The organism is Helicobacter pylori (assembly GCF_003637685.1).
GTDB classification, from domain to species: domain Bacteria; phylum Campylobacterota; class Campylobacteria; order Campylobacterales; family Helicobacteraceae; genus Helicobacter; species Helicobacter pylori_CJ.
Genome location: NZ_MVWW01000014.1, coordinates 1 through 15,904, shown reverse-complemented (window position 1 = coordinate 15,904; position 15,904 = coordinate 1). Strand labels below are relative to the sequence as shown.

The window sequence follows — 15,904 nt, the reverse complement described above, 5'->3', positions numbered from 1 at the left end:
CTTCCTTATTGATTTCTTCACTCGCGCTTTTAACGCCGTTATTAAGCTCTTCAATGATTTTAAGCGTGTTGTTGCTAAATTTAGCGTTTTTGGCGCTTAGTTCTAAATTCTTGCTAAAATCGCTTATTGTGTGGCTTCTCTCTAACGCTCTTTTAATGTGATACTTTAAGGCTGCGCCTGCGGTGGCTTCGTTTAGGGTGTAGCCGCTAAACTAAAAACCTTTTTTAAGAGCGCAGTTGTTGTAAGGCTTCTTTAATCGCTGCTTCTATGCTGAGATTGGGTTTTAGGGTTTTTAAAACTTTATTGATTTCGGTGTTTTTAAAGCCCAAACTCTCTAGGGCTAAAAAGACTTCATTGCGCGCGGGTCTGTTTTCATCTTGAATGAAAAAGCCAATCAAATCCACCATGATCTTATCAGCGAGCTTTTTCCCTATGCCTGGGACTTGCTGGAGTCTTTTGACTTCTTTAGTGGCGATAATGCTTTCAAATTCGTTCGGCGAAAAGCTTGAAAGAATGGCTAAAGCGATACGCCCCCCTACCCCATTGATTTTCAAAAGCCTTTCAAAAAGGATTTTGTCGCTCTCTTCTAAAAACCCGTATAAAAGATGCGCGTCTTCTTTAATCACTTGTAAGATTTTCAAACGCGCTTTTTGGCCCGCTTGAAGCAAGGCAGCCGTTCGCATAGAAACTTGCACCCCATAAACAACCCCTTGCACTTCTATATGCACTTCTAAAGCGGAGATTTTTTCCACAACCCCTATCAAACCCACTATCATTTTTATCCCTTTTTTATCTCTTGTTTTAGCCTTTTATAGTGCTTTTAGGGACTTTTTTGATTTTATGATCTTCATAAATCACATCCACGCTTTCATTATGGCTTAACATGGCGGTTAAATTGCTCACTTTGGGGTAGTTGCGATGATAAATCACGATATTTTCTTGCTTGAAAGGGTTTTTAGTCATAATGCTTGCATGCTGGAAGCTGTTTTCTATGCTAATGAGTTTAGCGTAGCATTCGTTATTGATTTTTTGCAACTCTAGCATTTGGGCTTTTAAGATTTTCAAACGCTTTAGAGCAAACATAAACTCGCTATAAGCGTCTTTCACGCTTTCTTGTTGCATTAAAGAGCGTTTGATTTCTTCGGTGGCGTTTTTAAGCTTTTCCATGATGATTTGATTGTTTTTGACTAAATGGTTTAAGGACTGGTGCTGAGCGATGATTTTTTTGGATTTTACCCCTAACGCATTGAGTTTTTGTTTGGCGTTTTTCAATTCTTCTTGATTTTCTCGCCCCCCAAAAGCGTAAAAAATAAAGCGGTTGCCATTGCCATCCACCTCATCAATCCAACATTGCTTGGAAAAATACAGCTTGTTGTCGCTTTTGAGCTTTTCTAAAGCGATTTCTTTCGCATAGACCACGCTCCCCGCGCTCGCTTCCACTTTAACGCTATTGGCATACACTTTAGCGCGCTCCAAATACTTGCACTCAAACTCTTTAGCGTAGCACACGCCCTTATGGTTAGTGATGCGCGCTTTATTGGCATAGACATAGCTTTCAGGGTGGATTTGCCCCTCTATAGTGATTTCTTTGGCCACTAAGATCACATTCTTGCCCACATTGCCCTTAACATTAATCACGCTCGCTTCTAAAATGAGATTAGAATCAATCGCATCACTCAATTCATCTTTAGCTTGGATCTCTAAAACTAGCCCGCTCTCCACTCCCCCTAAAAGATTAGGCGTTTCAATGGACTTGATCCCGTTTTTAAAGATAAAATTTTGCTTAGAAACCAAACGCCCTTTTTCCATTTTAACCCCTTGTAAGGCTTTGGAGTAATACACTAAAGCGTTATTTTCTTCTCTTTCTTCAAAAGCGTTTTTGTCATGCCCTATGGGGGTGGGCGAATGGGCAACTTTGGGCAATTCAATATAAAGGCCTTTAAGGTTACGGCCGTCTCTGCCTTGTTTGGGGCAATTCACGCAAGCGACTTTTTGGTTTTCTTTAGCGATATAATAATTCTCTTTAACAAAAGATTCTTCTTGATCGCTTAAAGGGATAGTATGGGTTGGAAGGTATTCTTCTTCTAACAAAAAATGGGATTGCTCTTCTGTATTAGGGATAAAAGTTAAAGAAGCGTATAAAATAAAGTGCTTATTTTGGGCTTCTTTTTGATATTTTCTTAATTCTGTTTTTAAATTTTCATACATTTGTGAAAAATGCCTAAACACCACGCCCTCAAAGGCTAAACGCTCTTTAATATACGCAAACATTTCTTGGTAATGCTCTTCAGTGTCTAGGACAATAAAACACTCGTCTAAAATAATTTCTATTTGGCTTAAATCTTCATCCACTTTTACTTCAAAAAAGCGCTTGTAAGCGTTTGATTTGATTTTAATGTCATGGGTTTGATAAAGGGTTAGCTCTTTTTTTTCATAGTATTCCTCTTCTTCTAATTGCTGCAATTCCCCACCAAAAGCCTCGCTGAAATCGTCTTTAGCGCTGTTTTTGATAAAAATAGAAGTTTTTAAAATCTCAAACCACAGATCTTCTGTTTGCAATTTATTTTCAGCGGCCGCTTTTTTTAATTCTTTTTGAATGTCTTTGCACCGCTCAACTTTTATAGGGGCAAAACGCTCCAAGCTCATTTTTTAATCCTTAAATGGTATAATATAAGAATTTGAAAAAAGAAATATGCTAACAAAAAAACACTGAAAATTAGGTAATAAATACAATTGGTATGCTAAAAAAAATATTTTTAACCAACAGCTTAGGGATTTTATGCTCTAGGATTTTTGGCTTTTTACGAGATTTAATGATGGCTAATATTCTAGGGGCTGGGGTGTATAGCGATATTTTTTTTGTGGCTTTCAAATTGCCCAATCTATTCAGGCGTATTTTTGCGGAGGGCTCTTTTTCTCAAAGCTTTTTACCAAGCTTCATACGAAGTTCCATTAAAGGGAGCTTTGCGAGTTTGGTGGGGCTTATTTTTTGCGGCGTTTTATTCATGTGGTGCTTATTGGTGGCATTAAATCCCTTATGGCTAACCAAACTCCTAGCTTACGGCTTTGATGAAGAAACGATCAAGCTATGCGCCCCTATTGTAGCGATCAATTTTTGGTATCTTTTATTGGTGTTTATTACCACTTTTTTAGGCGCGCTTTTACAATACAAACACAGCTTTTTTGCCAGCGCTTATAGCGCAAGCTTGCTCAATGTATGCATGATTTTAGCCCTTTTCATTTCTAAAGAAAAAACGCATTTAGAAGCGTTGTATTATTTGAGCTACGGCGTGCTTTTAGGGGGCGTGGCTCAAATTTTATTACACTTTTATCCTTTAATGGAATTAGGCTTATGGGATTTATTGTCTAAAGGGTTGTTGGGTTTTAAGACTAAAAACGCGCTCAAAAAAGAATATCGTTTGAATAGGGCTAAAAGGGATCTGAAAGGGTTTTTCAAGCAGTTTTTCCCTAGCGTTTTAGGCAATTCTAGCGCTCAAATCGCTTCTTTTTTAGACACCACGATCGCCTCTTTTTTAGCGAGCGGGAGCGTGTCTTATTTGTATTACGCTAACAGAGTTTTCCAGCTCCCTTTAGCTTTATTTGCTATCGCTATCTCCACAGCCCTTTTCCCCAGCATTGCGATCGCGCTTAAAAACAATAAGCAGGATTTAGTCTTACAACGCTTGCAAAAGGCGTGGTTTTTTTTGGTGGGGGTTTTGCTCTTTTGCAGCATTGGGGGGATCATGTTGAGCAAAGAAATCACCGAGCTTTTATTTGAAAGGGGGCAGTTTAGCCCTAAAGACACTTTAATCACTTCGCAAGTCTTTTCGCTCTATCTTTTAGGCTTGCTCCCTTTTGGGCTAACTAAACTCTTTTCTTTGTGGCTTTATGCGAAGTTAGAGCAAAAAAAAGCGGCTAAGATCTCTTTAATTTCGCTTTTTTTAGGTTTAGCGGCTTCTTTGAGTTTAATGCCTTTGTTAGGGGTTTTAGGCTTGGCGTTAGCGAATAGTTTGAGCGGGCTGTTTTTATTTGTTTTAACGATCAAAGCGTTTGGCTTTCAATTATTCTTGGGTATAATCAAGAATTTAAAATCATGGCTTGTAATCCTTTTCCTCGCTTGCGTGGAAATCTTATTACTCTTAGCGTTCAAATCGTGGGTTACACATTTATATTTATTTTATTATTTTCAAGGTTTTTAAATGTTTATTTATGATACCAAATCAAAACAAAAAGTCCCTTTTGAGCCTTTAATCCAAAATAAGGCGAATATTTATGTGTGCGGGCCTACGGTGTATGATGACGCTCATTTAGGGCATGCCAGGAGTGCGATTGCCTTTGATTTGTTAAGGCGCACGCTTGAATTAAGTGGCTATGAAGTGGTGCTAGTAAGGAATTTCACGGATATTGATGATAAAATCATCAACAAAGCCTTCAAAGAAAACAAAAGCATTCAGGAATTAAGCAGTATTTACATTGAATCTTACACGAGGGATTTGAACGCCTTGAACGTGAAACAACCCAGCCTAGAGCCTAAAGCGAGCGAGTATTTAGACGCTATGGTGCGCATGATTGAAACGCTTTTAGAAAAAAATTTCGCTTATAGAGTCTCTAATGGGGATATTTATTTAGACACGAGCAAGGATAAAGATTACGGCTCTTTGAGCGTACATAATAGTAGCGTGGAATTTAGCCGTATTGGTTTGGTGCAAGAAAAACGATTGGAGCAGGATTTTGTGTTGTGGAAAAGCTATAAGGGGGATAATGATGTGGGCTTTGATAGCCCTTTAGGCAAAGGGCGCCCTGGCTGGCATATAGAATGCTCTAGCATGGTTTTTGAAACTTTAGCGCTCGCTAACGCCCCTTATCAAATTGATATTCATGCAGGCGGAGCGGATTTGTTATTCCCCCACCATGAAAATGAAGCGTGCCAAACCCGTTGCGCCTTTGGCGTGGAGATCGCCAAATACTGGATGCACAATGGCTTTGTGAATATCAATAACGAAAAAATGTCTAAAAGTTTAGGGAATAGCTTTTTTATTAAAGACGCCCTCAAAAACTATGATGGCGAGATTTTGCGTAATTATTTATTGGGGGTGCATTATCGCTCTGTTTTGAATTTCAATGAAGAAGACTTGTTAGTGAGTAAAAAACGCTTGGATAAAATCTATCGTTTGAAACAGCGCGTTTTAGGGACTTTGGGAGGAATAAACCCAAATTTTAAAAAAGAAATTTTAGAATGCATGCAAGATGATTTAAACATTTCCAAAGCGTTGAGCGTTTTAGAAAGCATGCTTTCTTCTATGAATGAAAAACTGGATCAAAACCCTAAAAACAAGGCTTTGAAAGGCGAAATTTTAGCGGATTTGAAATTCGTAGAAGAACTGCTTGGCATCGGGTTTAAAGACCCTACCACCTATTTCCAATTAGGCGTGAATGAAAGCGAAAAACAAGAAATTGAAAAAAAGATAGGAGAAAGGAAACGCGCCAAAGAACAAAAAGATTTTTTAAAAGCTGATAGCATCAGAGAAGAGCTTTTAAACCGCAAAATCGCTTTGATGGACACCCCGCAAGGCACTACATGGGAGAAGCTTTTTTAAACGCCTCCAATTTTACCTTTTTACACGCTCCAACCACAAATTTCAGCCATGTTGCTTTTTAATCTTGTTGAGTTTTATGTTCATTTATCTTAACTTGATAAAAATTGAAAATTGGTTGTAGATACTACATATTTATAACCTTAATCGTAAATGCAACAGAAATTTTCTAGTCTAAAGTCGCACCCTTTGTGCAAAAATCGTTTTACAAAAAGAAAGGAAGAAAATGGAAATACAACAAACACACCGCAAAATCAATCGCCCTATTATCTCTCTCGCTCTAGTGGGGGTGTTAATGAGTGCCGAACTAGGGGCTAACACGCCAAATGATCCCATACACAGCGAGAGTCGCGCCTTTTTCACAACCGTGATCATTCCAGCCATTGTTGGAGGTATCGCTACAGGCGCTGCTGTAGGAACAGTCTCAGGACTTCTTAGCTGGGGGCTCAAACAAGCCGAACAAGCCAATAAAACCCCGGACAAACCCGATAAAGTTTGGCGCATTCAAGCAGGAAAAGGCTTTAATGATTTTCCCAACAAGCAATACGACTTATACAAATCCCTACTATCTAGCAAGATTGATGGAGGTTGGGACTGGGGGAATGCCGCTAGGCATTATTGGGTCAAAGACGGGCAATGGAACAAGCTTGAAGTGGATATGCAAGACGCTGTAGGGACTTATAACCTTTCAGGCCTTATCAACTTTACTGGTGGGGATTTAGATGTCAATATGCAAAAAGCCACTTTACGCTTGGGCCAATTCAATGGCAATTCTTTCACAAGCTTTAAAGATAGTGCTGATCGCACCACGAGAGTGAATTTTGACGCTAAAAATATCTTAATTGATAATTTTGTAGAAATCAACAATCGCGTGGGTTCTGGAGCCGGGAGGAAAGCCAGCTCTACGGTTTTGACTTTGAAAAGTTCAGAAAAAATCACGAGCCGTGAAAACGCTGAAATCTCTCTTTATGATGGCGCCACGCTTAATTTGGTTTCAAGCTCAAATCAGAGCGTTGATCTATGGGGTAAGGTGTGGATGGGTCGTTTGCAATACGTGGGAGCGTATTTGGCCCCTTCATACAGCACAATCAACACTTCAAAAGTTCAAGGGGAAATGAATTTTCGCCATCTCGCTGTGGGGGATCAAAACGCCGCTCAAGCGGGCATTATCGCTAGTAAAAAGACTAATATTGGCACGCTGGATTTGTGGCAAAGCGCCGGCTTAAGCATTATCACCCCTCCCGAAGGCGGTTATGAGAGTAAAACTAAAGATAACCCTTCTCAAAATAACCCTAAAAATGATGCGCAAAAAACAGAAACTGAACCCACGCAAGTCATTGACGGGCCTTTTGCGGGCGGCAAAGACACGGTTGTGAATATTTTCCACTTAAACACTAAAGCCGATGGCACGCTTAAAGCGGGAGGGTTTAAAGCTTCTCTAAGCACTAATGCGGCTCATTTGCATATCGGCGAAGGCGGTATCAATCTGTCCAATCAAGCGAGCGGGCGCTCTCTTTTAGTGGAAAACCTAACCGGGAATATCACCGTTGAGGGGACTTTAAGAGTGAATAATCAAGTGGGCGGTGCTGCTGTGGCAGGATCAAGCGCGAATTTTGAGTTTAAGGCTGGTGAGGATACCAACAACGCCACAGCCACTTTCAATAACGATATTCATTTGGGAAAAGCGGTGAATTTAAGAGTGGATGCCCATACAGCTTATTTTAATGGCAATATTTATCTGGGAAAATCCACGAATTTAAGAGTGAATGGCCATACCGCTCATTTTAAAAATATTGATGCCAGCAAGAGCGATAACGGGCTAAACACTAGCCTTTTGGATTTTAGTGGCGTTACAGACAAAGTCAATATCAACAAGCTCACTACATCTGCCACTAATGTGAACATTAAAAACTTTGACATTAAGGAATTGGTGGTTACAACCCGAGTTCAAAGTTTTGGGCAATACACTATTTTTGGCGAAAATATAGGCGATAAGTCTCGCATTGGTGTCGTGAGTTTGCAAACGGGATATAGCCCGGTCTATTCTGGGGGCGTTACTTTTAAAAGCGGTAAAAAACTCGTTATAGATGAGCTTTACCATGCCCCTTGGAATTATTTTGACGCTAGGAATGTTACCGATGTTGAAATCAACAAGAGGATTCTTTTTGGAGCCCCAGGAAACATTGCCGGCAAAACAGGGCTTATGTTTAATAACCTGACCCTAAATAGCAACGCGAGCATGGATTATGGTAAAGATTTGGATTTAACCATTCAAGGGAATTTCACCAACAATCAAGGCACGATGAATCTTTTTGTCCAAGACGGGCGTGTAGCGACCTTGAATGCAGGCCATCAAGCAAGCATGATATTTAATAATTTAGTGGATAGTGCGACCGGGTTTTACCAACCGATCATTAAGATCAATAACGCTCAAAACCTCACTAAAAATAAAGAGCATGTTTTAGTGAGAGCGCGAAACATTGATTATAATTTAGTGGGAGTGCAAGGCGCTAGTTATGATTCTATTTCTGCAAGCAACACCAATCTGCAAGAGTCATTCAAAGAGCGCCTAGCCCTTTATAACAACAATAACCGCATGGATATTTGTGTGGTGCGAAAAGATAATCTCAATGACATTAAAGCATGCGGGATGGCTATTGGCAATCAAAGCATGGTGAATAACCCTAGCAATTACAAGTATCTTGAAGGTAAGGCATGGAAAAATACAGGGATCAGTAAAACGGCTAACAACACCACAATCGCTGTTAATTTAGGCAACAATTCTACGCCTACTAGTTCTGAGAGCAACACCACCAACTTACCCACCAACACCACCAATAACGCGCGTTTCGCTAGCTACGCCCTCGTGAAGAACGCTCCTTTCGCTCACAGCGCCACTCCTAATTTAGTCGCTATCAATCAGCATGATTTTGGCACTATTGAGAGCGTGTTTGAATTGGCTGATCGCTCTAAAGATATTGACACGCTTTATACTCATTCAGGTGCGCAAGGCAGGGATCTCTTACAAACCTTATTGATTGATAGCCATGATGCGGGTTATGCCAGAACCATGATTGATGCTACAAGCACCGGTGAAATCACCAAGCAATTGAATGCGGCCACTAACGCTTTAAACAACATAGCCAGTTTAGAGCATAAAACTAGCGGCTTACAAACCTTGAGCTTGAGCAATGCGATGATTTTAAATTCTCGTTTAGTCAATCTCTCCAGAAGGCACACCAACCATATTAACTCGTTCGCTCAACGCTTACAAGCTTTAAAAGGTCAAAGATTCGCTTCTTTAGAAAGCGCGGCAGAAGTGTTGTATCAATTTGCCCCTAAATATGAAAAACCCACCAATGTTTGGGCTAACGCTATTGGGGGAACGAGCTTGAATAGTGGCGGTAACGCTTCATTGTATGGCACAAGCGCCGGCGTAGACGCTTACCTTAATGGGGAAGTGGAAGCCATTGTGGGCGGGTTTGGAAGCTATGGTTATAGCTCTTTTAGTAATCAAGCGAACTCTCTTAACTCTGGGGCTAACAACACTAATTTTGGCGTGTATAGCCGTCTCTTTGCTAACCATCATGAATTTGACTTTGAAGCTCAAGGGGCTGTAGGGAGCGATCAATCAAGCTTGAATTTCAAAAGTGCTTTATTGCAAGATTTGAATCAAAGCTATAATTACTTAGCTTATAGCGCTGCAACAAAAGCGAGCTATGGTTATGACTTTGCGTTTTTTAGGAACGCTTTAGTGTTAAAACCAAGCGTGGGCGTGAGCTACAACCATTTAGGCTCAACCAACTTTAAAAGCAACAGCAACCAAGTGGCTTTAAAAAATGGCGCGAGCAGTCAGCATTTATTCAACGCTAACGCTAATGTGGAAGCGCGCTATTATTATGGGGACACTTCATACTTCTACATGAACGCTGGAGTTTTACAAGAGTTCGCTCGCTTTGGATCTAATAACGCCATGTCTTTAAACACTTTTAAAGTGAATGCCGCTCGCAACCCTTTAAATACCCATGCCAGAGTGATGATGGGTGGGGAATTGCAATTAGCTAAAGAAGTGTTTTTGAATTTGGGCGTTGTTTATTTGCACAATTTAATTTCCAACGCAAGCCATTTCGCTTCCAATTTAGGAATGAGGTATAGTTTCTAATACTTGCTCTAAGTATTGCTCTTAAGCCCATGCTTTGGCATGGGGTGCGATGGGTTTAAAAAGTATAATTGGGGGGAGCGTGTTAGCAAACCAACCCCACCAAATAAGGGATTAGCCTTCAAATAAATTCTGCTTAACGCAAACAAAAGGACTCTAGCTTTTTAAAGATCTTAAACAAAATATATTGTATAAGAAGTTTTTTATTCAGTTTGGTATTTAAAAATTCAAAAAAATCTTTTTTGTTGTGGTTATTGAGTTCAGTAAAAGTTTCAATTTTACCCACTAAGTTCTCAAAAACTAAAGAGTCAAAAGAAGTTTTAAAAGCTACTTGGTGCCATTCTTTAGAATATGGGTAGCGAAAATGTTTCCAAGGCTTTTCATCAGCATAAAAATGCAACATGCAAGCATCAGATTTTTTAGGTATCATTCTTGTCCCAACCATGCGTGGATGGACATTATACTTGCAAGGCATTTCTAAAATACACCCTTGACAAACAAGCACGAATAAATCTTGCTCTGGCAGCAACAGCCCTTCATCTCTTGTTTTAAAAAAATCAATCAGCTTTTCTTCTAAATGACGCTCCCTCCACAACGCCAAATTGACCAGCATAAAACCTGCATTAAAAGGGTTTTCATATAGAATTACCACTTCTTGAAAGGTTAGGCTTTTATGATTGAGTTTGACACCCATTCCCTTAGACCAATTGAGCCGAGATACAAACAAATCATTAGCGCTATGAATGTTAATCAATGAGAGGTCTTCTTTGGTCGCTCCAAAATACTCTCCATCCATAGGGATAAAAAAGCTCTCGCTAATATCGCCCACAAACAAGGTATCCACATCAAACATGATAATTTTTTCATATTGAGAGAAAATACTCGCTAGCAGCAAACGGCATAGAATCATTTTAGAAAAACGCTTTTTAGCGAAAGGATTGAGTCTTAAGAAAAGTTGAGAAACCAATGTAAAAGGGTAAGCGTCATTCTTTGAAATATCACAAAATTCAATACCAGAAAACGCGCTAAAGGGGGCTATAGTCCGCTTTAATTTTTCTGCATTTTCAGCGCTCAAACTATCCACTAAACAATGGATTTGATAAAAGAGTTTTACCCCATCTCTTTCTTGCGCGCAAGAAGAAAGCATGGAATATAAACTCACACCCGCAGGGATGCAATAATTATTGTCAAAAGCGACTACTATAGGGATAGTTTGAAATGAGGGGGGGGGGGGGGTAACAGATGCGCTAATTTTCACATAAACTCCTTGAAAATAAAAATAAACGAAACATTATAACTCAAAATCCCCTATTTTCAACCCCTACAACGCATACACCACAAGCTTATCATCATGCCAGATCGCTTCTAGGGGCGTGTCATAAAGCGCGCTTAAATTGTGCGAAGTCATAGCGATTGGCGTGGAAGCTTGCAAAAAAAGTTTTTTATCTTTGAGCATGACCACATGCGTGGAGTGCCTGGCAACCAAATTAGGGTCATGGATATTGACTAAAACGCTCAGTTCTCGTTTTTTCATCTCATCTTTAATCGCATCAAAAAAAAGGGCTTGGTTTTTTAAATCTAAAGCGCTCGTAGGCTCATCTAGTAATAATAAGGGCGTTCTTTGCAACAAGCTTCTGGCTAAAAGCACCATTTGCCTTTGACCGCCGGACAAATCGTTAATGCCTTGATCTTTTAAAGACTCTAAATCCAAGCGCTCTAAAACGCTAGTGGCTTCTTTAATGTGCTTAGCTTTAGGCATAGCGAATAGATTCAAATGCGTCGCTTTCCCCATTAAAACAAAATCCAACACGCTGAAATTGAACGCATAATATTCCACTTGGGGGATATAAGCGATTAGTTTAGCTTTTTCATAAGGCTTTAAGGGTAAAATATCTTTGTTACACGCCTTGATTTCGGTTTCTTCTAAAGGCTTTAAAAGCCCTAAAAGGCATTTTAAAAGCGTGGTTTTACCCGAGCCATTAGGCGCTAAAATGCTTGTAATGCTGTTTTTTGGCACGCTAAAACTCAACTTGTCTAAAATGAGTTTTTGAGAATATTTAAAGGACAGGTTTTTAACTTCTAAGACCATCACACCCCCCTAGTTCTAAACAAAAGCCACAAGAAAAAAGGCGCTCCTAAAACGCTTGTCGCAATGCCTACCGGTAAATCATAGGGGGTAATGGTTTTAGCCACCACATCCGCTAAAAGCAAGAAAAACGCCCCCATTAACAAAGAGCTTAAAAGCAATTTCTGTAAATTCGCCCCAAAAAACAACCTAGCCACATGCGGGATGACTAACCCAATCCAGCCAATCGTGCCGGACACGCTCACCGCTAAAGCGCTCGCAACGCTCACGCACACCAAACACAGCGATCGCAACAGCACCGGGTTAATCCCTAAACTCAAACTTTGCGCATCGCTCAAGCTCAATAAATTAATGCGCCACCTTAACAAAAAGAGCGGGATAAAGCCCAAAGATAGCCCTATGAAAGCGATCAAGCAATCCTTATAACTGCTTAAAGACAAGCTCCCTAAAAGCCACACGACAATCGCTTGTGCTTTTTGGGGGATCACAAAGAATTTGATCGCCCCGGCTAAGGCGCTTAAAAACGCGCTCAACACCACCCCTGAAAGCACCAACGAAAGGACGGAATTACCCAAAACCCTATTCATCGCCAAAACAGCAAGGCTGGCTAAAATCGCCCCGAAAAACGCTAAAATCGCAATGTTAGACTCCACTACCGCTATCGCCATCGCCACGCCTAGCATCGCCCCGCTAGAAATCCCTAATAAAAAGGGGTCAACTAAAGGGTTTCTAAAAATCGTTTGCATCACCACCCCGCTCCCGGACAAACTCGCTCCCACCAGGAGCGCTAAAATCACTCGTGGTAATCGTATTTCTAAAATAATAACACTTAAAGAGCTCAGTTCTTCATTGTGTAAAAAGTGGTTTTTCACATTCAGGTACACTTCTTGCCATTCTTCCAAACTCAAAGACTCCCCCCCAAACAACAGCACCACCACCGCTAAAATCACGCAAGCTAAGGCAATATGATAGGTTTTAAGCATCACGCTTCCTTTTAAGAACGATTAATCTGAACAAAGAATCATACCAGCTACTCGGGAGGATTCTATACAACGCTAACAACAGCTGGGTTTTTAAGCCGATCAAATAACGGGCCTTAATTTTTTGACTCATACTAAGAAAAACGATTTTTTGCGCCACGGCTTTAGTGCTTAGGGCTTTTTCATACACGCTCGCATAAAAAGTTTTAGCCGCATTCACTTCTAATGCATAAACGCTATCTTCGCTCTCAAAATTTTCAACTGAAAAAGCGGTTTTTTCCCAATTGCTTTTCACTGGGCCTGGCTCAATCAAACACACTTGAACGTTAAAGGGTTTGAGCTCTAAACGCAAGGCATCGCTATAAGCCTCTAAGGCATGCTTACTCGCGCTGTAATGGCCTAAAAAGAGCATGCTCATACGCCCTGCTATGGAAGAAAGGTTAAAAATCTTAGAATGGGGCTTGTTTTTTAATAAGGGCAAACAAAACTGCACCACTTCACAAAGGGCGAAAAAATTCACGCCAAATTGTTTTTTAACCTCTTCAATGGGCGTGTCTTCCACGCTCCCAAACACCCCATAACCGGCGGAATTGATCAAAACGTCGCAATGATCTTCTTTAGCACTGATGTTTAAAAACACTTCCTTTAAAGCGTTAGAATCGCTCACATCAATATCAACGCACTTGCACAACGCATGGTTTAACGCTACGCACAAAGTCGCATGCCTAGAGAGCGCATAGACCTTATAGCCTTGATCTAACAGCATTAACGCACACTCCAACCCAATCCCAGAACTCGCCCCAGTGATGATGGCCACCTTTTGGCTTTCTTTCTTCTCTCCAACGCCCATTCTCTAACGCTAACCCTCTTATTATTTTTCTAATCACTCTAATATTCACTTAATATTACTTAATTTTTACTAATATATAGTTATTGGAATGTTTTTTACAAAAAACATTTTTAACACCAATTTTAATTAAGGAGAAGCAATGCCTCAAATACAATCATCGCATTCTAACCATTTTGATTTCACTATAGACACAGCGGATCGCACTAAATTATTGATGAGCTATTTAGTCGTGCCTACAACCGCTAATTTCAACAATGTCATGCATGGGGGGGAATTATTGAATTTATTGGATAAAGTGGCTTATGTGTGCTCAACTCGTTATTGCGCTAAAGGAACGGTCACTTTAAGCGTGGATGGGGTTACTTTCAAATACCCCATTCCTGTAGGGAATTTGCTCACTTTTTTAGCCAGCATCAATTATGTGGGCAACACCTCGTGCGAAGTGGGGATTAAGGTTTTGAGCGAAGACATTAAAACTCGTGAAATCACGCACACCAATTCATGCTATTTCACTATGGTGGCTGTGGAAAATGGCAAACCCACCCCCATGCCCAAATACGAGCCTAAAACAGAAGTGGAAATCCGCCGTTATGAAGGGGCTTTGAAGCGTAAGGAAATGCGTACACGAGGGTATTTAAAAAGCGGGAAACACGAGGGTGTTTAAAAAGCAAAAAAGCGTAAGCGGTGTTTTACCCCTGAATTTATCCCTAAAAAAGGGGGTAGTTGGTGAGCGATCCATTGGCGTTATCAATGGTGTGGGCGGTTCAAAACAACTCGCTATGACTGCCTAGTCTTACTAAAAAGAGGGTGTTTTCTTGTTTTTTAAATAGACAAGCAATAAATCCGGTTGTAGGTGGCATTCCCTAAAATCTTTTAAAGCGCCTTTGAGTGGGTGGTCTTTGTATTTGGGTTCTAGGGGTTGCTCTGTGGATAAATTTCCAACCACTTTATACAAAAGCTTTAAATCAAACCCGTTTTTAACAAGAATTTTAAGATCCTTATCAAATTTTTTACTGGTTTCAATCGTCAGCATTTTTAAATCTTATTTATAAGTTTTCACAATGCTTCTTAAAATCCTCTATGCTCTTAAAACAAAGGCGGTTCTTGGTGTCCTTAGCCCTTGCTAAGATTTCTCGCTCTTCTTCTATGGTGTATCCATTTTCGGTTAGGTTTAGTGCTTTAAATTGGAGCGCTTTTTTAATCCTTTGTTTTTGAGTTTGGATTTCTTTCAATTTTTCTAACGCTCTTTTTTGTTTGGTCTTGATAGAACTTAAAAAGTTAACAAGCTGTCTTTGGCTGTATTGGGTGTAATCTTTGTTGGTGGTGTTTGGCATATTTATTCCTTTTAAAACATAAGATCAGTTCATTATAGCGCAAGCGATAGAGTGGGATTAAAAAGTTAGAAATCAAAACTTAAAGATTGAAAAGCGGATTGGTAAGTTAATGAAAAAATTAAAGATCAAAAGATTAAAGATCAAAAATTAAAAAATTAAAGATTAAAAAATTAAAAAGAAGCGGATTGAAAAATCAGTGAAAAACTTAAAGATTAAAAAGCGAAAGCAGTGGGGATTGGCAAAAAGAAAAAGATCAAACCCCCCCCAAAAAAAAGACTTTAAAAGAAAGAGCTCAAAAAAAGAGGGTTTAAAAGAAAAAAGACTTTCATCAAACCCCCAAAAAAGGGAGTTTAAAAACAAAGGGTTCAAAAAAGAAATTCTCTTAAAAAAGAGAGTTCAAAAAGAAGCCCCTTAAAAAAAGGAGTTTCACAGAGGGTTTTAAGCTTTTAGTAAGCGAACACGTAATTCAAATACACGCTATAGAGTCTGCGGTATTTGAGTTCAGCCCCCATAAAGGAATAGTAATTGGTGTTGATGGTGGGGATTTTAAGCCCTAGTTCAATGCCATGCTGGGCCACATGATCGCTGCCTTTTTTCTTAGGTCTGGCTAAATTCATCCTCACTCCCATGTTGAATAAGAATTGGAAGTTCGCCACATTCATTTTAGCGTTATAGACGTTATTCACGGTGGCTAAATTCACGTATTCAGAGTTAAGCCAAGAAGTGCCCGCTAACGCAATGCCGCCAAAAAGCCCCACAGAAAGCTTGTTGTTCTTGCCTAAAAAGTTAGTGGCTTTATCGTTGATGAAGTTATAGAGAGCGTCCGCCCCAAAACCATAAGTCCACACATCAGAAGCCGAGTTGAAAAAGCTGGATTTGATGAACGCATGGTTGTAATCAA

The 15,904-nt window shown here is 39.9% G+C and carries 13 protein-coding genes and 1 pseudogene; 4 read left to right on the top strand and 10 right to left on the bottom strand.

Going from position 1 to position 15,904, the window contains the following annotated elements; all coding sequences use genetic code 11:
- From EAL44_RS08155 to EAL44_RS07705, 3 genes and pseudogenes are all read right to left on the bottom strand, one after another.
- Positions 1–157, bottom strand: a pseudogene (locus EAL44_RS08155) (DUF3519 domain-containing protein); the annotation flags it as partial.
- Positions 158–224: 67 nt separating this feature from the next.
- Entirely contained in the window at positions 225–776 is a 552-nt protein-coding gene (ruvA, locus tag EAL44_RS07710; RefSeq protein ID WP_121076537.1) for a Holliday junction branch migration protein RuvA, read from the bottom strand.
- Positions 777–801: 25 nt separating this feature from the next.
- Complete coding sequence (locus EAL44_RS07705; RefSeq protein WP_121076534.1) at positions 802–2,646, bottom strand: hypothetical protein; 1,845 nt, start codon at positions 2,644–2,646, stop codon at positions 802–804.
- Positions 2,647–2,738: 92 nt separating this feature from the next.
- Here EAL44_RS07705 and murJ point away from each other — a divergent pair, with 92 nt between their 5' ends.
- The 3 genes from murJ to EAL44_RS07690 all read left to right on the top strand — a co-directional run bounded on the left by murJ (position 2,739) and on the right by EAL44_RS07690 (position 9,756).
- Positions 2,739–4,199, top strand: a complete 1,461-nt coding sequence (gene murJ, locus EAL44_RS07700) for a murein biosynthesis integral membrane protein MurJ (protein WP_121076531.1) — start codon at positions 2,739–2,741, stop codon at positions 4,197–4,199.
- Positions 4,200–5,597 (top strand): cysteine--tRNA ligase, encoded by a 1,398-nt coding sequence (gene cysS, locus EAL44_RS07695; protein ID WP_121076528.1) that lies wholly within the window; start codon positions 4,200–4,202, stop codon positions 5,595–5,597.
- Between the two features lie 223 nt (positions 5,598–5,820).
- Entirely contained in the window at positions 5,821–9,756 is a 3,936-nt protein-coding gene (locus EAL44_RS07690) for a vacuolating cytotoxin autotransporter (protein ID WP_121076525.1), read from the top strand.
- Between the two features lie 133 nt (positions 9,757–9,889).
- On the opposite strand, the gene EAL44_RS07685 is transcribed toward EAL44_RS07690, so the two are convergent.
- From EAL44_RS07685 to EAL44_RS07670, 4 genes are all read right to left on the bottom strand, one after another.
- Positions 9,890–11,011: a glycosyltransferase family 8 protein gene (locus EAL44_RS07685; RefSeq protein WP_205585223.1), complete on the bottom strand. Its 1,122-nt coding sequence runs from the start codon at positions 11,009–11,011 to the stop codon at positions 9,890–9,892.
- 63 nt (positions 11,012–11,074) lie between these two features.
- Positions 11,075–11,842 carry an ABC transporter ATP-binding protein gene (locus EAL44_RS07680; protein WP_000242348.1) on the bottom strand — a complete coding sequence of 256 codons (768 nt, stop codon included), beginning with the start codon at positions 11,840–11,842 and terminating at the stop codon, positions 11,075–11,077.
- Positions 11,842–12,822 carry a FecCD family ABC transporter permease gene (locus EAL44_RS07675; RefSeq protein WP_000921470.1) on the bottom strand — a complete coding sequence of 327 codons (981 nt, stop codon included), beginning with the start codon at positions 12,820–12,822 and terminating at the stop codon, positions 11,842–11,844. The genes EAL44_RS07680 and EAL44_RS07675 overlap by 1 nt, the downstream gene beginning before the upstream one ends.
- On the bottom strand, positions 12,815–13,669 hold the full coding sequence (locus EAL44_RS07670; protein WP_121076522.1) for an SDR family oxidoreductase: 855 nt from the start codon (positions 13,667–13,669) through the stop codon (positions 12,815–12,817). The genes EAL44_RS07675 and EAL44_RS07670 overlap by 8 nt, the downstream gene beginning before the upstream one ends.
- A 139-nt stretch (positions 13,670–13,808) precedes the next feature.
- Between EAL44_RS07670 and EAL44_RS07665 the strand changes: the two genes are divergently transcribed.
- Positions 13,809–14,333 carry an acyl-CoA thioesterase gene (locus EAL44_RS07665; protein ID WP_001135603.1) on the top strand — a complete coding sequence of 175 codons (525 nt, stop codon included), beginning with the start codon at positions 13,809–13,811 and terminating at the stop codon, positions 14,331–14,333.
- Positions 14,334–14,465: 132 nt separating this feature from the next.
- Here EAL44_RS07665 and EAL44_RS07660 read toward each other — a convergent pair whose 3' ends face one another.
- From EAL44_RS07660 to EAL44_RS07645, 3 genes are all read right to left on the bottom strand, one after another.
- The gene (locus tag EAL44_RS07660) at positions 14,466–14,702 is read right to left on the bottom strand and encodes a type II toxin-antitoxin system RelE/ParE family toxin (RefSeq protein ID WP_240448926.1); all 237 of its coding nucleotides are present in this window, start codon (positions 14,700–14,702) and stop codon (positions 14,466–14,468) included.
- Between the two features lie 13 nt (positions 14,703–14,715).
- Complete coding sequence (locus EAL44_RS07655; protein ID WP_121076519.1) at positions 14,716–15,003, bottom strand: type II toxin-antitoxin system antitoxin; 288 nt, start codon at positions 15,001–15,003, stop codon at positions 14,716–14,718.
- A gap of 446 nt (positions 15,004–15,449) precedes the next feature.
- On the bottom strand, positions 15,450–15,904 hold a 455-nt coding region (locus EAL44_RS07645), incomplete at its 5' end, for an outer membrane protein (protein ID WP_162970418.1).